Origin of the sequence: Iodidimonas sp. MBR-22 (assembly GCF_029946565.1) — a bacterium.
Taxonomy (GTDB): domain Bacteria; phylum Pseudomonadota; class Alphaproteobacteria; order Sphingomonadales; family Rhodothalassiaceae; genus Iodidimonas; species Iodidimonas nitroreducens.
On record NZ_JARKVQ010000012.1, the window covers coordinates 1 to 19,515 of the forward strand.

Genomic DNA, 19,515 nt, shown 5'->3' on the forward strand with positions numbered 1-19,515 from the left:
AGACGCTCCAACGTCTGAACACGAGTAGAATCAACACCGTGCATCATGTCCACAAATTTAAACCGGACAGCAGTGGGTCGATCCGGAGCTCGACGCCGCCGACGCGCCGGTCTTCTGGAATCCCGAGGACGCGCCCGCCGTAACTCAGATTATCGCGCCGCTTCCGACCAAGATGCGGAGCGCTTCGCTGGCTCGGCTCGTGCAGCCCGCGCAGACGCGCGATGGCTACGGCCTCAAATGGGCGCGCCTGAATAATGGAACCGTGCTCGTCGGCGCCGTCGATGATCGCGATCGGAAGCCCTTCGGTATCCTTCTGCCGCTCGATGATGACTGGCCGATCCGTCTGGCCGCCGCCGCCGATCTGCGCCGCGCGCTGATCGACCGGACGGCCGACCCGCCCCTGTCCCGCCAGCGCCGCGACCGGCTCAAGCGGGCCCTTAGGTGCGTGGACGCCAGACGCGCCGGGGCCAGCTATCGCGAAGTGGCCGCGGTCTATTTCGGGGCGCGGCGCGTGAGCGCCGAACCCTGGAAAACCAGCTCGCTCAAGGCCCAGATCGTGCGTCTGGCGGCCTATGGCCAGAGCATGATCGATCGCGGTTATCGCGATCTCCTGCGCCTCGCGCCCCGGCGCCGGTAAGCGTGTCGAAAATGCAGCTTGCTTTTACATAGGACTCCTATCAATATATGCTCCGAAAGGCGGAGCATCATGACGACGCAAACACATATCGCGACGGGACTGGCCAAAATCGGGCTGTTCCTGCGGACCGAGAGCTGGCGGCAGGCCGACGCCGCCGCCCTGTCGCCGACCCAGGCGCAGATCCTCGTGCATCTGACCCAGCGCGGCCCGGTGCGGATCACCGCGCTCGCCGAAGCGCTCGGCGTCACCCAGCCCACGGCCAGCGATGCGGCCGGCGCCCTTGTCCGCAAGGGCCATGTCGAAAGACATCCCGATCCGGACGATGCGCGGGCGTCGCTTCTTCATCCGACGCCAAGCGGTCGACGCGCCGCCGCCGAGACGGCGGTCTGGCCGGACGCGCTGCTCGGCGCCATCGACTCGCTCGGTACGGACGAGCGGGCCGTGTTCCTCAAGGCCCTCGTCAAGATGATCCGCGAACTGCAGGTCCGAGGCGCGATTCCCGTCCAGCGGATGTGCGCGACCTGCCGCTTCTTCCGGCCGAACGTCCATGACGATCCGGCCGCCCCCCATCATTGCGCCTTCGTGGACGCCGCATTCGCGGACGCGAGCCTGCGCCTCGATTGCGGCGAGCATGAACCGGCCGGCAAGCCGGAGGCCGACGCCCTGTGGCGAAGGTTTCTCGGCGCGCCGTCCGAACAAGCGGACGCCCCGCCCGCGGCAACGGGCGAGGCGTCCTGATGTCTGAACCCGCCTCTCAACAAAGACAGGAGACACCCATACCATGACACAGAAAGCCATCTTCTACCACGCCGGCTGCCCGGTCTGCGTCGCCGCCGAGAACAGGATCACCGAGATAATCGACCGCAGCCGCGTCGACCTTGAAATCGTCCATCTCGGCGATGCCCCGGACCGGATCGAGGAGGCCGAAGCCGCGGGCGTCAAGTCCGTGCCGGCGCTTGTCGTCGACGGTGCGGCGCTGCACATCAATCACGGCGCCGACCTGTCGGCGCTGCGGTGATCGCCATGAAGAACGCCATAGCGATTGCGGCGCTCGCCGCCACCCTGGCCGCGCCTGCACTGGCGCATGAGCATGGCCACGAAGGCGGCATCGCGGCCGAAGCCACGGACGCCGTCGCGGCGCCGTTCGACATCGTCCATGCCCGGATCACGACGGACGGCAATGTCGCGGTCTTTCATATCGCCGTCTCCGGCCGCGCGGGCGAGAGCAAGCCGGCGCCATCGGGCCAACTCGCTGGCAGCGACGTCTTCTCCTATGTCTGGCCAACGAGCATCGACCCTTACGAGATCGGGTTCGAACGCGAGGCCGGCATCCTCGCGCTAGCGGTGACGTCGCATCCCGATTTCGACGACACGCCGCTCTTCGACGAGAACGGCGACGGCGATCCCGCCAATGACGGCGATGTCTGGCACAGCCACTGGGTGGTGCTCGGGCCGGACGAGACGTGCGGGCCCGGCGCGCTGAAGGTGATCGACATCCCCGAGGGCGCGAGCCCGCGGCTGCCGAAGACCTGGCCCGGCCTACCGATCCTGATCGACAGTCCGGGCTGGGACCCGCTCATTGACGGAGAGTCCGTCGTTGTGCGCGTGCCATTCGACGATATCGCGGTTGTCGAAGGTGCGTCCTATGACGGCGTGGCCGCCGGGCTCCGCGTCAATGAGAGCGTCCATGCACCGCTGCTCTGCGTCGCCGACGTCTTCGACGTCGCCTCCGGCGATCTGAGCCTGCCCGGAAGGGTGAATGAGTAAGGCGATGACTGTCCGTCTCAGACCCGCCCAGGCGCTTCACGTGGCTCGGTGGCTGAACGCCGCCGAGCCGCTCGGCCTCGACAGGCTGCGCGGCCGCGTCGTGCTGATCGAGGCCTTCCAGATGCTGTGCCCGGGCTGCGTCAGCCATGGCCTGCCCCAGGCGCAGCGCGTGCGCGATACCTTTCGGGAGGCGGACGTCGCGGTGATCGGCCTGCACAGCGTATTTGAACATCACGACGCCCAGACGCCGGTCGCGCTCGAAGCCTTCCTGCACGAATACCGCATCTGCTTTCCCGTCGCGGTCGATGAACCGGACGAGGATCGCGGCCTGCCGCGCACCATGGCCGCCTATGGCCTGCAGGGCACGCCCACCCTTGTGTTGATCGACCGGCAGGGACGACGCCGCGCGCAGCATTTCGGGCACGTTCCCGATCTGCGTCTCGGCGCGGAGATCATGGCGCTGATCGCCGAGGCGGCGGACGAGGTTGTGGCCCCGGAGACTGCCGCCGTTGCGTCCGCTCCCGCCTGCGACGAGGCCGGATGCGTTGTTCCAACCACGCAAGGAGAGCGCCCCGCATGAAGTCCGCCGTCGCCATCCGTCATGTCGGGTTCGAGGATCTCGGCGCTTTCGCGCCCGCGCTCCGCTCGGCCGGTTATCAGGTCCATTATTGGGATATCGGCGAGCAGGAGCTCTGGACGCTGGAGCCGGTCAAGACCGACCTCCTGATCGTGCTCGGCGGTCCGATCGGCGCCTATGAGGACGAGGCCTATCCCTTCGTCGCCGAGGAGATCGCCATCCTGGAACAGCGTCTCGCCGCCAACCGGCCGACGCTCGGCGTCTGTCTCGGCGCGCAGCTCATCGCCCGCGCGGCGGGCGCGCGCGTGTTCCCGAGCGGAACGAAGGAGATCGGCTTTGCGCCCATCAGGCTGACGGACGCGGGACAGTCCTCCTGCCTCGCGCCCTTCGCCGACGAACCGGTCACGCTGCACTGGCATGGCGACACGTTCGACCTGCCAGAAGGCGCCGAACGGCTTGCCTCGACCGATCTGTGCGATAACCAGGCCTTCGCTATGGGGCCCAACGTCATCGGCTTCCAGTTCCACCCCGAGACCTCGGCGAAGGGCTTCGAGAAATGGCTCGTCGGCCATGCGGCCGAACTCGCTGCCGCGAAGATCGACGTGCCGGGCCTGCGTGCAGACGGCCAGACTTACGGACCGGAGCTGGAGCGCAAGGCGCAGGCGGTGATTTTAGCCTGGCTCGCCGGGATCGAGGCCTGAGGCGATGAGCGGGACGCCGGTCAGCCATGGCGGCTTCCCCGAAGCGAAAGGCGCGGGCGATATCGCGCGCAATCTCGCCGCCGTGCGGGCGCGCATCGCGGCTGCCTGCGCGCGCGCCGGGCGCGACCTGGCGGGAGTCCGTCTGCTGCCGGTCTCCAAGACCGTCGAGGAAGCCCGCATCCGCATGGCGCATGCGGCGGGGCTGACCGAATTCGGAGAGAACAAGGTCCAGGAGGCGCGCGAAAAGGCTGAGGCGATGGCCGATCTTCCCATCGCCTGGTCAGTGATCGGGCATCTGCAGACCAACAAGGCGAAATATGTCGCCCGCTTCGCCGCCGAGTTCCAGGCGCTCGACAGTCTCAAAGTGGCCGAAGTCCTCGACCGCCGTCTGCAGGCCGAGGGTCGTTCGCTCGACGTTTTCGTGCAGATCAACAGCTCGGGCGAGGCCTCCAAATACGGCCTTGCGCCTGAAGACGCGCACGCCTTCCTGCGCGCACTCCCCGCTTTTTCGGCGCTGAAGGTGCGCGGGCTGATGACGCTGGCGGTGTTCTCCGCCGATGCGGCGCGCGTGCGCGCCTGCTTCCGGCTGATGCGCAACCTGCGCGACCGGCTGCGCGATGCGGCGCCGGACGGCGTCGCGCTCGACAACCTCTCCATGGGCATGTCGGGCGATTACGAGATCGCCATCGAGGAAGGCGCCACCGTGGTGCGCGTCGGTCAGGCGATCTTCGGCGCGCGCCCGCTGCCCGACAGCCATTACTGGCCGGGCGGCGCGCCATGAGCGAGCCCGCGATCGTCTCGATCCAGTCGCAGCTCGTCTTCGGCTGCGCGGGCAACAGTGCCGCCGTGCCGCTGTTGCAGCGGCTCGGCGCGACTGTCTTCGCGGTACCGACCACGCTCCTGTCGAACACACCGCATTATCCGACCATCGCCGGCGGGCCGCTCGATCCCGCGCTTATCGAAGCGCTTTTGGACCGGCTGCTCGACCGCGCCCCGCCCGCCGGGATCGGCGCCATCTTGACGGGCTATATCGCCAGCCCCGGCGCCGCCGCCTCCGCCGCGCGCTTCATCGACCGGGTCAGGACCGCCCATGCTGGCGTGCTCTTCCTGTGCGACCCGGTGATGGGCGACACGGACACCGGCCTTTATGTCGACGAAGCGGTCGCCACTGCGATCACCGAAGAACTCGTTCCGCGCGCGGATATCCTGACGCCGAACCTGTTCGAGGCGCGGCGCCTGACCGGCCTGCCGGAGGGCGATCCGGACGCGGATGCGCGCATCATCGTTATGGGGCGAAAGGGGGCGGGCAGCGGCGAGAATGTGAAGGCGCTTGGATCGCATATCGAACAGATCATTCGTCGGGTTCACACGCCGGTTTTGATCGTGAGCCGGGATTTTGTTGAACCCAAAGATTTCATGCTGGCCTATGATGGCCGGGAAACGGCGGATAAAGCCGTTAAACGGATCATCGAAGGCGGATTGCTTTATAACATGACCTGCCATCTGGTAACGGTGAATAATAATCAGGCGGGCCTGTTCGATAAATTCAAAAGCACCGAAGCCATGCTGGTGGAGCATGGATTTAATGTGCAATCCAGTTTTCTGGAAGGCAATGTTTTTAATGTGCTGATGGATTACAAAAAAGATCAGCATGTGGATCTGCTGGTGATGGGGGCCTTTTCACGCTCTAAATTGGCCACTGTTTTTCTGGGCAGCAACACCTTGAAAATGATCGAAAATACCCTGCGCCCCCTGCTGGTTTTACGTTAAGCGGTTTTTAGGCGCTAAAAATTGGGCGGCCTGATTGACCTGAGAGACGATTTCAGGGATTCCGCTGATTTCAAACAGGCTGCCAAGGCCCAAAGGACCAAGGGCAAAGAGATCCTTTGATGCTGTGCCATCGGCCTTGATGATCGCGCCGCGCTGATCCACCTTCAATCCCAGATGATGATCATCGATGAAGGCGAGCCCCTGATTGATAAGCGTTTGGACCGCACTATGCGCAATATTCGGGCGATGGCCTCGGCAATCGATGATGATATCCGATTGCAGTTGCTCATCTTTTTGGTCGGGCTGCGCCCCTTTGCGGCGAAAGGCAACACTGCCTTTTTCGGGGTCGAGCCCAGTGATGCGGCCGCGTTCGATCCGAAGGCTGCCTTTTTCCATATCTTTCAATAAACGCTTGCGCAGATGTGTGGGCATCCGATGGCGGAAGCTGTCCCAATAGGGTTTGATATGTCGCAAAAATCTTTTTTGTTGTTTAATATCAAGATTTTGCCATAAGATTCTGGCCTGTTTGCGCAGGCTGCGGAAAATGGCCTGTTCGCCATAGCCTGCATCCTGCAGGCGGCGGGCCTCGGTGCGTACAAGGCGGGTCATCTGCCTTATGCTCAGGCCTTTGAGATCAGGCAATTCATAATCCGGGGCGCAAACCGGCTCATGGGGTTGGGGCATCAAAGCCCGGCGCGATAAGGCTGTGACCACACCCTCATAGCCCGCCTCACGCAAAGACAGATAAGCATCAACCATGGAAAGCCCGGTGCCTAAAAGCAGGGCTGATTGGGCTTCTGCGGCCATATCTTTGGTGATCCGATCATAGGGGCCCAGCAGCCCTTTGCGATGGCGGCTGAGCGGGCGATGATAGCCCGCAGCCAGCATAACCTTATCAACAGACAGGCCATCACCATCGGCAACATCAAGATGATAGCCTGCCTGATCAGGATGAATGGTATCAACAGATTGATTGACATAAAAAATATTGACATGAGGATTTTCCAGGCGCGCTTCATTGAGCCGATCTTCGAGATAATCACGCAGCAATTTTCGCGGCAGGAAGCGATGGCTGAGTTCCGCCTTCAGATCGCTTTCCTCATGACCGCATCCCAGCCGTCCCAAACACCAGACGAGAAAATCATCGGGCTGATCGGGGATCACCGAGACTTCATGAGCGCGGATATTGAGCAGATGATAGGGAGCCGCTTCACCATAAGCAATGCCCCCGCTGACACAGCCGCTCGGCTCGAAAAGCCAGAGTTCAGCCGGATTGTTGATATGTTTGAGGCAGGCAATCGCAGCCGCAATGCCGGTCAGGCCACCGCCGATGATGGCATAGCGGGGATTGCGTCCATCCTTCATATCCTTCATGGGCGGATAGGTCATTAAACCTCCATCAATTGCATTTCGATCCTCATGCGTGCGTTCATGGATTCAGCCCGCGCTATCCTGGATCACCCTGAGATGCGGATGGATCTGGCTGATTTCAGCGCTTTTGGCTGCGGAATCACTGCGGCTGGGGAAAAGCCCGAATTGGCGCGGGCGGATCAGAATGCGCGCCCCCACAGCCAAGGCTGCGCTTTCTTTGGCAGAGTTGCGTTGCATTTCGACAGTTATCAGCCGCTCCAGCCCGGTCACCGCAATTTCCAATCGGGTCATCCCTGAGAAAGAGCGGATCATTCGAACGATACCGGGAATGGCATGATGGCGTTCATCGCAAAGCTCAAAATCATGGGGGCGGACAAAAAGCTCGCCGCGTCCATCGACCAGCGTTTGATGCGATCCATTGGGATTTTGGGTGGCGATGGTGGTTTCAAAGCCCTCGAGGCGAATGTGCCCATCGCGCACATGAACGGGCAGAACATTTGCCGAGCCGAGAAATTCATAAACAAAAGGCGTGGCCGGATGATCATAAACCTCATTGGGGGTGCCCACCTGTTCGATGGCGCCCGCGCTCATCACCACCACACGATCAGCCAGTTCCAAAGCTTCTTCCTGATCATGGGTGACAAAAACCGTGGTGTGTTTGGTTTGGGCATGAAGGGCGCGAAGCCAACGCCGCAGATCTTTACGGACCTGAGCATCCAAAGCCCCGAACGGCTCATCGAGCAATAAAACCGTGGGATCGATGGCCAGCGCCCGGGCCAGGGCTACACGCTGCCGCTGGCCGCCGGAAAGCTGGGATGGATAGCGCTTTTCAAGGCCCTGCAATTGCACCAGTTCGAGCAATTCATACACCTTTTTCGCGATCAGCATTTTATCGGGCCGCACCGATTTTTTCCGAACCTTGAGGCCAAAGGCGATATTGTCAAACACCGTCATATGCTTGAACAGCGCATAATGCTGGAAAACAAAACCGATATGGCGATCCCGCACGCTTTTGGCGCTGGCATCCTCGCCCCCGAAATAGATCGAACCACGGGTGGAAAATTCCAGCCCGGCGATCAATCTGAGCAGGGTGGTTTTGCCCGAGCCCGATGGCCCCAAAAGGGCGATCAATTCCCCCGAACGGATATCGAGGCTGACATCCTTTAAGGCGATGGCACCCTGAAATTCCTTGCGAATATTTTTGATGCTGACATCCATATCGGCTTCCTAATGAGTTTTATTGGCAGCCAGCTCGGCCCCATGCCGCCATTCCAGAGCCGTTTTCAGTCCCAAAGTGACAAGCGCCAGCAAGGCAAGCAGAGAGGCAATGGCAAAGGCCGCCATGAAATTATATTCATTATAAAGAATCTCCACATGGAGAGGCAGGGTGTTGGTCAGCCCACGGATATGGCCGGAAACAACGGAAACCGCGCCAAATTCCCCCATGGCGCGGGCATTGCACAGCAATACACCATAAAGCAGGCCCCATTTGATATTGGGCAGGGTCACAAGCCAAAAGCTTTGCCAGCCCCCGGCACCAAGGGAAATCGCCGCTTCTTCTTCTTCGGTGCCCTGTTCCTGCATCAGGGGGATCAATTCCCGCGCGACAAAGGGAAAGGTGACAAAGATGGTGGCCAGAACGATACCCGGAACGGCAAAAATAATCTCGATCCCATGCCGATGCAGCCATGGGCCCAAAAGCCCCTGGGCCCCGAACAGCAGGATATAGATCAGCCCAGAAATCACCGGAGAAACGGAAAAAGGCAGATCGATCAGGGTAGTGAGCAGGCTTTTGCCCTTGAATTCAAATTTGGCAATGGTCCAAGCGGCGCACACCCCGAATACCATATTGAGGGGAACCGAAATCGCTGCGACCAGCACAGTCAGTTTCATGGCGGCGATGGCATCGGTTTCACCCCAGGCTTCGAAAAATCGGCCCCAGCCTTCGCGCAGGGCTTCGGTAAAAACGATGATCAGGGGTAAAAAAAGCAGGAGTGCCAGAAAAATAAGGGCCGTTCCGATCAAAAGCCCGGTGATCAAGCGGCTTTCCTGCAGGCTTCCACGGCGCAGTTTTGCGCCCGGATGGCCATCATAATGAGCGGGATTATCCACGGCCAAATCTCCGCCGGCTGACAGTTTGGATGAGATTGATGAGCAAAAGAATTGAGAATGAAATCAGCAACATGGTTGCTGCCACAACGGTGGCTGCGGGCACGTCAAATTCTTCGAGCCTGATCACGATCAGAAGGGGCGCGATTTCACTGACATAAGGGATATTGCCGGCAATGAAGATGACCGAGCCATATTCCCCCACGCCGCGCGCCAAGGCGAGGGCAAAGCCGGTGAGAAGAGCAGGCAGAACCGTGGGGAGAATAACTTTCGTGATGGTTTGAAAGCGGCTCGCGCCCAAGGTTGCTGCGGCTTCTTCCAATTCGACTTCGACTTCTTCCAAGACCGGTTGCACGGTCCGCACCACGAAAGGCAGGCCGATGAAGATGAGAGCAATGGTAATCCCCAAAGGCGTATAGGCGACCTTGATCCCCAATGGGGCCAGCAGGCTGCCGATCCAGCCATTGGGGCCATAAAGGGTGGCGAGAGCAATGCCCGCCACGGCGGTGGGCAGGGCAAAGGGCAGATCAATCGCCGCATCAATGATCCTTTTCCCGAAAAACTGATACCGCACCAGCACAAAGGCCAACAACAAGCCCATCACGCCATTGATCAGGGCGGCGACGAAAGCGGTGCTAAAGCTGAGTTTCAAGGCCCCAAGGGTGCGAGAACTGAAGGCGATTTCCCAAAATTCTGTCCATCCCAAAGAGGCGCTTTTGAAAAGAAGGGCACCCAATGGAATGAGCACGATGAAACCGAGCCAGAAGATCGTGACCCCCATGGTCAGGCGAAAGCCGGGCAGGATGCTTGGAGCACGAAACCAGCTTTGGGACTGTGTGGCAGATAAAGTCATGCGCACGGCTTTCATCTATATAAAAGATAATATCGACCTATATAGTAGAGTTATACTGACGAGTGGGCGATCCTGATGCAAGGATTTATTCGTGCGCCCAGTTATTTTTTTGATCAGAAGCTGAAAGTGATATCGCTGAAGAAAAAGATCGGATCGCCATTGCCAGAGGCCGCAGGGGCATTTTTCAAAAAGTTGCCTTCAATGAAATAGGCAGCTCCCACCTCGATACGGACCGAATCCTTGAGCAGCCAATAGCGGGTCCGTCCTTCGATCTGATGGCCGCCAAAGCTGCCGGATTGGCCGGTGGCATCGCGCACACCCGAACGGGCGAAGGTGTCGTTGTTTTCATCGAGCCAATTGGCCCGCCAGGAAATAAACCCATCGGTGCGGGCATTGGGCTTGGCCGAAATGCGCAAACCCGGTGAGATGATATTTTCACGCCCCAGGATTCCGAAAATGCCGGTGGGGCCGAATTCGGCACGGCGCGGACCGAACAGGCTATCGAATCGATTGGCATCGTCATCAGTGGTGGAGCTTTCACCGCTTGCGAAATCAAACTCGAAATCAAGACGCGGCGACCAGGGGGCTTTCCATGTATAGCCGACCTCGAAATGATGAAAATGTGCAAAGACATCAAGGTCTTCGGTGTCGGTCACCGCAGTTGAGGCGCGCCTTGTGCCAAATTGCAGGGTGTTCTCGATATCGAAATCCCACTGACCTGCTTTCGGGCTTTTGATCAGCCGAAAGCCCGGCGTGTAAAGTTCGCGATTACGGGTTTGGCGTTCATTGGGATCATCATCTTCATTGAGGCCATAAACATAAAATTCACCTGCCGCACCGAGCAAAAGATTGGGCCGCTTATAAAATGCACCCCATAAACGCAGATCGAAATCTTCCTCATTAAATTTTGATTTGTTTTCAAGCAGGCTTTCGCGATCATTTGGTAATATGAGAACAGGCAAAACATAAAACAGCCGCAGCTCCGATTTGTCTGCCCCTTTCCAATGGGCATGAACGCCCGTGAAGGCCTGAATCGTATCGCGATGTCGATTGCGGGCAATGAGCCTGCGACTGCCGATGTCGATGGTTTGCCGCCCGCCGGTGAGATCGAGGATCGATCCTTGAGCCAAAACATCGTCGAAACGGACATTCACATAGCCTTGCAATAGTTCAAAACTATCGACGACGATGGTCGAAACAGCACTGTTTTCATCGGTGAAAAGAGCGCGGCTGTCCTGCATTTCCCCAACAAAGCTGACATTGCCGAATTTGGCCTCGGCCTTCAGCAGGGTACGAAAGCTCAGCGCTTCATCATTCTCATCGAGATTGGCGCGAAACTGATTGGCCAGATGGGAATAGCGCACCCGGTGCGAGCCGCTCAAGGTGAGCCAATCCGGTGTATTCAGAATTTCATCGATCCGAAAGGGCTTTTCATCTTCGGCCTCGGCTGGCAATGCGCCAAAGGCATAGGACGCCCCAAGTACAGAGATGGCCGTGGTCAGCGCCAGAGAGGACAGGCGGCGCGAAGGCCGCAGCTTGGATGGATTTTGGTTATGGCCGTTCCCTGTTTGATTATGGGGCATCATGAGTATATCCAATTTCTTCAAATTCTTTGTCAGATTATTTTTTGATTGATCAGGCGAGCGGGCTTTTGCCATCGGCATCAAGACCACGCCAGCGTGCCAGCAAAAGCTGTTTGCGTTCTTTTTGCAGGCTTTCGAGACGGGCTTGTTCAGTGCATATTTTCATGTATGGGGGCTTTCAACGTTGCGGCTGATAGATCTGATCGAAAATGCCGCCTTCACCAAAAAAATGCGGCTGGGCTTTGGGCCATCCTCCGAAATCATCAACGGACGCGAGATCAAGTTCGGGGAAGCGTTCCAAATCCTTGGGATCGGCATGTTCGGGCTGATAGGGGCGATAATAATGCTTCGCCGCCAAGCGCTGACCGATGGGGCTGTAAAGATAGTTCAGATAAGCTTCGGCTTCGGTGCGGGTGCCCCGTTCATCAACATTGCCGCTCACCAGCGTGACCGGCGGTTCGGCCTTGATCGAGACCGAAGGCACGATGATTTCAAAAGCATCGGGGCCAAGTTCTTCCAAAGCCAGAAAGGCTTCATTTTCCCATGATAATAAAACATCGCCAATGCCCCGGCGCACAAAGGTCGTGGTGGATCCCCGGGCGCCGGTATCCAATACGGGAACATTTTTATAAAGCTTTCCGACATAGGCACGGGTTTTGGCTTCATCGCCATCATAGGCCTTCAATGCCCAGCTCCATGCGGCCAGAAAATTCCAGCGCGCGCCCCCTGAAGTTTTGGGATTGGGGGTGATAACGGCCACATCCTGCCTGATCAGATCATCCCAATCCTTGAGATTTTTGGGATTACCCTTGCGCACCAGAAAAACGATGGTCGAGGTATAAGGGGCGCTGTTATTGGGAAGTTGGCCACGCCAATCGGCAGGGATTTTGTCGGTTTTTTCAGCTATGGCATTGATATCGGCTTCCAAAGCCAAAGTGACCACATCGGCTTGCAGGCCTTCGATCACCGATCGTGCCTGTTTGCCCGATCCGCCATGCGACATCCGCACAGATAGATCGTCTCCGGTTTTCTCTTTCCAGTATTTGGCGAAAGCCGCATTGAAATCGCGATAGAGTTCCCGCGTCGGATCATAGGAAACATTGAGCAGGGTCACATCTTTGGCCATTGCGCTGGTGCTGATGGATGGCAAGGACAGGCTTGTGGCAAGGCCGATGGCCAGAGCAAGTCCAGACCCTTGACTGAGAATTTTTCGAATGACTGACATAGTTGGATCCTTGTTTTTTTATTACCTTTAAATCTCTACAGAATTAATCGAGATTAGCAATCAAAAAATTTTACATAGATGCATAAGAACATCTGAATACAAAAAAACAATTAATTATGTGATTTATTCCCGTGAGCCTCGCAAGCCCCGCCGATCAGGCGGTGACGCGCTGGGCGCTCTCGATCTCGCCATCTGCGAGCAGGTCTTTCGGGCGGTTGATCAGGGCATCGGCCAGGGTCGTGCTATCGAGAATTTTGGCCGATTGATCATAGGCGCGGGAAAAAACCCGGCGGATTTCACAGATCGTTTCATCATGGCAATCTTCGCAGCGGCGATAGGCCATCCGGCTCAAACAGGGCAGGGGCGCCATGGGGCCATCGATAATCCGCATGATCTGGCCAAAGGTGATCTGGCGCGGATCTTTCAAAAGCCCATAGCCGCCATTTCGCCCACGCCGACTATAAACAAGGCCATGATGCTTGAGATCGAGCAGGATTTGTTCCAGAAATTTTTTGGGAATCCGCTGATGCGAGGCAATATCCGTGATCAATTGCGCATCACCTTCTTTGGCCCTGGCCAATTCGATCAGCGCCCGCAAGGCATATTTGGCTTTTTGCGAAATCATTCGAAAGTGCAGCTTTCTTTAGACCGCGAGAGATTTATCTGGATGATGAGAACACCCTATAAAACACATCGTCTTATAGAATTATTAAAGGCATAAAGCCATATTTTTCGCTCAGTTTGTCCTCTCCATCAGATATTTCTTCCATTCATAATAAACAACCGGCAGCAAGAGCGTTGTGAGCAGTAAGGCGCTTCCAAGCCCGCCGATCATGGGGGCGGCAATCCGGCGCATCACCTCAGCCCCCGTGCCATCTCCCAGCATTACCGGGAAAAGCCCGATCATGGTGGAGGCGACCGTCATCACAATCGGGCGGATTCTTTGCAAGGCGCCATCGGCGACTGCCGCCATCAGATCATCGGGGCCAAATATTTTACCGAACTCGCTGATTTCAAGCTTTTTGCGGGCCATCGCCTGATCCAGATAGACGATCATCAAAACGCCGATTTCCACTGCCACCCCGGCCAAAGCGATAAAGCCCGCGCCCGATGCCACCGACATTTTATAACCAAGCCCATACATCAGCCAATAGCCCCCTACCAGCGCCAAAGGCAGGGTGCCCATGATCATCACAACGGCACTGAAGGCCCGAAAATTGAGATAAAGGAGGAAGGCGATGATCGCCAGAACCAGCGGAATGATGGTCATCAAGCGACTTTTGGCGCGCTCCATATATTCATATTGACCCGACCATTTAAGGGCATAGCCCGTGGGCAGATCGATCTTTCTGGCCACCATCTTTTTCGCCTCATCCACGAATTGGCCCAGATCATAATCGGCGATATCGATGGTGACCCAGCCATTCAACCGGGCATTTTCACTGCGGATCATCCCCGGGCCATCGGTGATTTGCAAGTCTGCCACAGCGGATAGGGGAATATCCGCGCCATCGGCGGTCAGGATGGGCAGCAGCCGCAGATTGTCGATCTGATCGCGCAGGGATTGGGGGTAGCGGATATTGATGGGATAGCGTTCGCGGCCCTCGATGCTTTCGCCAATGGTCATCCCACCGATGGCCGATCGCACGAAATCATGAATATCCGCGATATTGAGCCCATGGCGTGCGGCGGCCTGGCGATCAATGGACATATCCACATAGCGCCCGCCAACCACCCGATCCGCAAAGACCGAAGCCACACCGGGAAGAGGGGCGATGACCGTTTCGATGCGCTGGCCCAAATCGGCGATGACCGAAAGATCAGGCCCGGAAATCTTGATGCCCACGGGGGTTTTGATGCCGGTTGCCAGCATGTCCGTGCGATTTTTGATGGGCATGGTCCACACATTGACCAGCCCCGGTATCTGCACGCGTTCATCAAGCTCGGCAATCAGATCTTTCATGCTTAATCCGGGTCGCCATTCGGATCGCGGTTTTAGCCTGATGGTGGTTTCCATCATCGAAAGGGGGGCGGGATCGGTGGCGCTGGTGGCGCGCCCCGCCTTGCCATAAACGCTCGCCACTTCGGGCAGGCTTTTGATCATCTTGTCGGTTTGCTGCACGATCTGCGCCATTTTCCCGGCTGAAACTGCGGGAAAAGCACTGGGCATATATAAAAGATCACCTTCATCAAGGGCAGGCATGAATTCATTGCCGATGCGGGTGAAGGGGATGAGGATGCTGAGCAGGGCCAGAAAACAGAAAGCGAGGGTTGTTTTGCGGTGGTGCAGAACAAAATGCAGAAGCGGCCGATAGCCTGCGATCACAGCGCGGCTGACCGGATTTTCCCGCGTTTTTCCATAGGGCCTGCGAACCAAAAGCCCCATCAAAACCGGCAAGATGGTAATGGCAATGCCCGCAGCCGCCGCCATGGCATAGGTTTTGGTGAAGGCCAGAGGGTGAAACATCCGCCCTTCCTGCGCTTCAAGGGCGAAAATGGGGGCAAAGCTCAGCGCGATGATCAACAGCGAGAAAAAGATCGAAGGCCCCACCTCGGCCGCAGCATTGGCCACGATGGGCCAGCGCGGATCGCCTTTCTGGGCGCGATCCAGATGTTTGTGATAATTTTCGATCATCACGATGGCCCCATCCACCATCGCCCCGATGGCAATGGCGATCCCACCCAGGGACATGATATTGGCGTTGATCCCCTGGATGTGCATCAGGATGAAAGCGGTGAGCACCCCCAAAGGCAGGCTGATGACGATCACCAGCGATGATCCGGGATGAAACAGGAACAAGGCACAGATCAGGGCCACGATGATCAGTTCTTCGGTCAGCGTTGTGCCCAGGGTTTTCACCGCCCGCTTGATCAGATCCGATCGGTCATAGGTTTCAACGATCTCGACTCCCTCGGGCAGGCCCGCTTCCAGCGCCTTGATCCGTTCTTTCACCCGATCGATGGTGGCAAGGGCATTTTCCCCAAAGCGCATGATCACCACACCGCCCACCGCTTCACCCTCGCCATCAAGCTCGCCGATGCCACGCCGCAGGTCTGGCCCGAAGCGGATTTCGGCCACATCGGCAAGGGTGATGGGGGCATCCATCGCATCAACCCCTAAGGGAATGGCGCGCAGATCATCGAGATCATCAATATAGCCCGATGCCCGGATCATATAATCGGCCTCGGCCATCTCGATCACCCGCCCGCCGGTTTCCTGATTGCCCCGGCGGATGGCGCTGATCACCCGGCTTAAGGGAATTTGATGCGCCCGCAAACGATCAGGATCGACCACCACCTGATATTCGCGAACCATGCCGCCGATGCTGGCCACTTCGGCCACGCCCTCAACCATTTGCAGCTCGAATTTCAAGAACCAGTTCTGCAGGCTGGTAAGGGCCGCCAGATCATGGGTGCCGCTGCGATCTATCAGAGCATATTGATAAACCCAGCCAACGCCGGTGGCATCGGGGCCCAAAGCCGGGCGTGCGCCATCGGGCAGATTGGGCACCACCTGTGAAAGATATTCCAAAACCCGCGACCGTGCCCAATAAAGATCGGTTCCTTCTTCAAAAATCACATAAACAAAGGAATCATTGAAAAAGGAAAAACCCCGCACCGTCACCGCCCCCGGCACCGCCAGCATGGCCGTGGTAAGGGGATAGGTCACCTGATCCTCCACCACTTGCGGGGCTTGCCCGGCATAGGTGGTTTTGATGATCACCTGCACATCGGATAGATCGGGGATCGCATCAAGGGGGGTGCGCAGCAGGCTGTTGATCCCCCAGCCGGTGAGCAATAAGGCAAGCAGGATCATGGCAAAGCGATTTTTAACCGACCAGCGGATGATGAAATCAATCATGGCGGCTGGCCCCTTGATCTTCATGGCTCAAAAGACGCAGCAGCCCGCCCCGGATGCTGGCTTCGGAATCGAGCAGGAATTGCCCCGATGTCACCACGCGGTCTCCGGGTGCGAGGCCTTCAAGAATTTCGATCTCATCGCCCGATAAAATCCCGGATCTGACCTCAGCCGGGCGAAAGCGGCCTTCCCCCAGCGCCACAATCACCCGCTCCATATCGCCGGTGCGAATAAGGGCCATGGATGGGATGGAAAGGCGGTTTGGCAGCGGATCGGCCATGATTTCAAAGCTCGCATACATCCCCGGCATCAGGGCCTGATCAGGGTTTTGCAGCACCAGCCGCACCTGCCCCGTGCGGCTTTTGGGGTCGATGGCGGGATACACATAATCAACCACTGCAGTAAGGGGTTCACCCGGCTGCGATGGCAGGGTCATGCTGGCCTGCTGGCCTTTTTGGACCCAGTTGATCCGGCTTTCATGCACCGCCATCCGGGCCCAGACCCGTTCCAGCCCGGCAATGCGCATGGCAGTTATCCCCGGCTTGATGAAGGCCCCTTCGCTGATGTCAAGTGAGAGAAGAACGCCTGCGCGCGGCGCCAGAATATCGATATGGGGCATGACCTTACCCTCCAGACGCAGCCTATCGATCTGGGCTTTGGTCATCCCCAAAGACAACAGCCGCTCTTTGGCGGCCTCGCTTAAAAAGGGATGGCCCGCTTTCAGGGCTTGCAGATAATCGGCCTGGCTGGCGATCAGCGGGCGGGAATAAAGCCGGAACAACAGATCCCCTTTGGCTATCGGCTGGCCTGTTTCATTGGCCTTTAAATCTTCCACCCAGCCTTCGCTGCGCACATCGATGCTGATGATGGTGCTTTCATCATAAGTGAGCATCCCCACGGCGCTGATCGCGCGGGCCATGGGGCCTTCCTTAACCCGCGCCGTGCGAATCCCCAGATTTTGCACCATCCTTGGGTCAATCTGAATGCTGGTGCGATCGCGGCCATTGACGGGATCATCGCAGATCGGGATCAGGTCCATCCCCATGGGCGATTTGCCCGGTTTGCTGGATCGAAACGCTGGGTCCATCGGGGCCTGCCAATAAAGGGCTTCGCGCCCGGATGGGCAATCGGTGCTTCGTGCCTGATTTCTTTCACCGCTCCCAAAGCCGCTGATCGGCGCAAAATAACAAAAGACGAGGATAGCCATCATGATGATTGTGATCAGGATGGGCATTATATAAGGCTTGGAATACAGGCTCATGGCAGACGGCCTTCAAAAAACAATAAATGCGCTTGGGCTTGCAGATGATCGATGCTGAGCCGATCCAAAGTGAGCTGGGCATCAAGCTCGGCCAAACGGGCGCGGATCAGTTCGGGGAAATCGGCCAGCCCGTTCTGATAGGCCAGGGCGGAGGCCTGTGTGGTCTGCTCGGCTTTGATGATGACCGCCTTTTGATACAGGGCCTTGCGTTCGGCCAGCCTTTGCCATGCGGCATGGCTGCGCTGCAAAAGCTGTTTCAGATCGAGCAGGCGGGCTTCGCGGGAAAGCCGGACCGCTTGCCGCTCATGGCGGGCAGCGGACAGGCTGCGATCCTGTCGCTTAGCTGTGAAAAGGGGAATATCAAGGGTGATCCCGGCACTGATGAAATCATCCCGGTTGCCGCCGCGCACGCCATATCCCGCTTCAACCGACCAATCGGGCTTATATTGCTGGCGGGCCAGATCCACGGCATGATCCTGCGCTGCGATCTGGCTATCGGCCGCCAAGATCATCGGATGGTTGATCAGGCCGGCTTCCAGCGCGTTGATCATCTCGGGGTGTTTCAAGGGGGGCAGATTGGGCGGCAAAGGGCGGCTTGCCTCTGTGGCACCGATGGTCCGGGCAAGATCGGCTTTGGCCATATCCAGCCTGCGTTCGGCTTCGATCAGGCGATCATCCAAAAGGCTTAATTCCAGATCCGTGCGCCAGACGCTTTGGCTGCTTCCCGAACCCGATCCATAGCTGGCCGCGCTCGATTGCAGCAGATCGGTTACGGCGTCCCGGCTTTTTAAAATGCGCTCCCGGGCCCGGGCCCAATAAAAGATTTCAAGCCATGCCAGCCGGGTATCACGGATGATTTCCAATTGCCGCAAGCTGGCGGCAAGACGGGCGCTTTGGGCTTCGGCCTGTTTTTGATCATGGCGCAGGGCAAGGGTGCGACCAGCTGGAAAGCTTTGCCGCACCATGGTTTGATATTGCGTCATCGGCTCCTGATCGGGATCAAAGCTGGTGGGCAGATTTTGCATCCGGAATGAAATCTGCGGATCGGGAAGCTGGGATTGCGCCACCGATTGATCATCAAGGGCTTTTGCCTGTTCGCGATGGAGCACGACCGATGGATCATCGATTTGCAGTGCTGTCATCACCGCCTCATCAAGATGAAGCGGCTGTGTTTGGGCTAAAGCCTGTGGCGCACTGAAAGCGAATAACGCGCTCAAAAGCCCCGGCGCATAGAAGGGGAGACGGATCGATTTCATACCGCACCTCAAAGAGGGTGTCTGACATTTTGATGAGGATCACAGGCTTTGCGCCGCCTTTTTCGGGGCGCGCCTATGGGTTCATTGTCAGGCGGTTCGCGGGGGGCGGAGCATGGTTGCCATCGTCATCCCGATGAGATGAAATCCGCTATGATGGGCGATGCTTTGGGGAGTGGGATGACCAGCCTGCTGTGGGCTCAAGGGAGTGATGCCACTGAGGCTTTGCGCGCAATGCTGGGCGCAATCGGTGGCCGACATATCGCAGCTTTGTGCCATGGCTGTGCAATCGGGAAGGCCCTGGGATGCAGTGCTGTCTGTCGCCATATCAACGGAATGTATCCCGCTTTCCATAGAGCAAAAGGCATAGGCTGAAGGCGCAACAAGGATTGACAGCAGCATAGAGAGCAAGCCGATCACAGCGCTCAAGCGCATTTTATGCTGTCTTGCTGTGTTCATGTCGTCAATTTGCTTTGCGTCATCCCTGAAAATGCGAACATGAAAATGCGGATCGGCCATCACGCTTTCATTGTGCTTAGCATGGCTTGG

At 58.0% G+C, this 19,515-nt stretch carries 19 protein-coding genes; 8 read left to right on the forward strand and 11 right to left on the reverse strand.

Going from position 1 to position 19,515, the window contains the following annotated elements; genetic code table 11:
* Positions 1-199: 199 nt before the first annotated feature.
* The 8 genes from QK300_RS09875 to QK300_RS09910 all read left to right on the forward strand — a co-directional run bounded on the left by QK300_RS09875 (position 200) and on the right by QK300_RS09910 (position 5,452).
* Entirely contained in the window at positions 200-637 is a 438-nt protein-coding gene (locus QK300_RS09875) for a DUF2285 domain-containing protein (protein ID WP_281301613.1), read from the forward strand.
* 69 nt (positions 638-706) lie between these two features.
* On the forward strand, positions 707-1,375 hold the full coding sequence (locus tag QK300_RS09880; protein WP_281301612.1) for a MarR family winged helix-turn-helix transcriptional regulator: 669 nt from the start codon (positions 707-709) through the stop codon (positions 1,373-1,375).
* A gap of 43 nt (positions 1,376-1,418) precedes the next feature.
* Entirely contained in the window at positions 1,419-1,655 is a 237-nt protein-coding gene (locus tag QK300_RS09885) for a thioredoxin family protein (RefSeq protein WP_281301611.1), read from the forward strand.
* Positions 1,656-1,660: 5 nt separating this feature from the next.
* Complete coding sequence (locus QK300_RS09890) at positions 1,661-2,404, forward strand: hypothetical protein (RefSeq protein ID WP_281302302.1); 744 nt, start codon at positions 1,661-1,663, stop codon at positions 2,402-2,404.
* A 4-nt stretch (positions 2,405-2,408) separates the two neighbouring features.
* Positions 2,409-2,984: a redoxin domain-containing protein gene (locus tag QK300_RS09895; protein WP_281301609.1), complete on the forward strand. Its 576-nt coding sequence runs from the start codon at positions 2,409-2,411 to the stop codon at positions 2,982-2,984.
* Positions 2,981-3,682, forward strand: a complete 702-nt coding sequence (locus tag QK300_RS09900; protein ID WP_281301608.1) for a glutamine amidotransferase — start codon at positions 2,981-2,983, stop codon at positions 3,680-3,682. The genes QK300_RS09895 and QK300_RS09900 overlap by 4 nt, the downstream gene beginning before the upstream one ends.
* Before the next feature lie 4 nt (positions 3,683-3,686).
* Positions 3,687-4,463, forward strand: a complete 777-nt coding sequence (locus QK300_RS09905; protein WP_281301607.1) for a YggS family pyridoxal phosphate-dependent enzyme — start codon at positions 3,687-3,689, stop codon at positions 4,461-4,463.
* Complete coding sequence (locus QK300_RS09910) at positions 4,460-5,452, forward strand: universal stress protein (protein WP_281301606.1); 993 nt, start codon at positions 4,460-4,462, stop codon at positions 5,450-5,452. Before QK300_RS09905 ends, QK300_RS09910 begins: the two co-directional genes overlap by 4 nt.
* Here QK300_RS09910 and QK300_RS09915 read toward each other — a convergent pair.
* The 11 genes from QK300_RS09915 to QK300_RS09965 form a co-directional block, all read right to left on the reverse strand.
* On the reverse strand, positions 5,444-6,841 hold the full coding sequence (locus QK300_RS09915; RefSeq protein ID WP_281301605.1) for an FAD/NAD(P)-binding protein: 1,398 nt from the start codon (positions 6,839-6,841) through the stop codon (positions 5,444-5,446). The genes QK300_RS09910 and QK300_RS09915 overlap by 9 nt on opposite strands.
* A gap of 48 nt (positions 6,842-6,889) precedes the next feature.
* Positions 6,890-8,041: a sulfate/molybdate ABC transporter ATP-binding protein gene (locus QK300_RS09920; RefSeq protein WP_281301604.1), complete on the reverse strand. Its 1,152-nt coding sequence runs from the start codon at positions 8,039-8,041 to the stop codon at positions 6,890-6,892.
* A gap of 9 nt (positions 8,042-8,050) precedes the next feature.
* Positions 8,051-8,893, reverse strand: a complete 843-nt coding sequence (cysW, locus tag QK300_RS09925) for a sulfate ABC transporter permease subunit CysW (protein ID WP_348651870.1) — start codon at positions 8,891-8,893, stop codon at positions 8,051-8,053.
* Positions 8,894-8,927: 34 nt separating this feature from the next.
* Entirely contained in the window at positions 8,928-9,785 is an 858-nt protein-coding gene (gene cysT / locus QK300_RS09930; protein ID WP_281301602.1) for a sulfate ABC transporter permease subunit CysT, read from the reverse strand.
* Between the two features lie 113 nt (positions 9,786-9,898).
* Positions 9,899-11,368, reverse strand: coding sequence for an alginate export family protein (locus QK300_RS09935; protein ID WP_281320841.1), 1,470 nt, complete (start codon positions 11,366-11,368; stop codon positions 9,899-9,901).
* Positions 11,369-11,546: 178 nt separating this feature from the next.
* Entirely contained in the window at positions 11,547-12,593 is a 1,047-nt protein-coding gene (locus tag QK300_RS09940; RefSeq protein WP_281301600.1) for a sulfate ABC transporter substrate-binding protein, read from the reverse strand.
* A gap of 154 nt (positions 12,594-12,747) precedes the next feature.
* Positions 12,748-13,218, reverse strand: a complete 471-nt coding sequence (locus tag QK300_RS09945) for an Rrf2 family transcriptional regulator (RefSeq protein WP_281301599.1) — start codon at positions 13,216-13,218, stop codon at positions 12,748-12,750.
* A 111-nt stretch (positions 13,219-13,329) separates the two neighbouring features.
* Positions 13,330-16,455 carry a CusA/CzcA family heavy metal efflux RND transporter gene (locus tag QK300_RS09950; RefSeq protein ID WP_281301598.1) on the reverse strand — a complete coding sequence of 1,042 codons (3,126 nt, stop codon included), beginning with the start codon at positions 16,453-16,455 and terminating at the stop codon, positions 13,330-13,332.
* The gene (locus QK300_RS09955) at positions 16,448-17,713 is read right to left on the reverse strand and encodes an efflux RND transporter periplasmic adaptor subunit (protein ID WP_281301597.1); all 1,266 of its coding nucleotides are present in this window, start codon (positions 17,711-17,713) and stop codon (positions 16,448-16,450) included. Before QK300_RS09955 ends, QK300_RS09950 begins: the two co-directional genes overlap by 8 nt.
* Entirely contained in the window at positions 17,710-18,855 is a 1,146-nt protein-coding gene (locus QK300_RS09960) for a TolC family protein (RefSeq protein ID WP_281301596.1), read from the reverse strand. Before QK300_RS09960 ends, QK300_RS09955 begins: the two co-directional genes overlap by 4 nt.
* Before the next feature lie 201 nt (positions 18,856-19,056).
* Positions 19,057-19,425 carry a hypothetical protein gene (locus QK300_RS09965; RefSeq protein WP_281301595.1) on the reverse strand — a complete coding sequence of 123 codons (369 nt, stop codon included), beginning with the start codon at positions 19,423-19,425 and terminating at the stop codon, positions 19,057-19,059.
* Positions 19,426-19,515 lie beyond the last annotated feature (90 nt).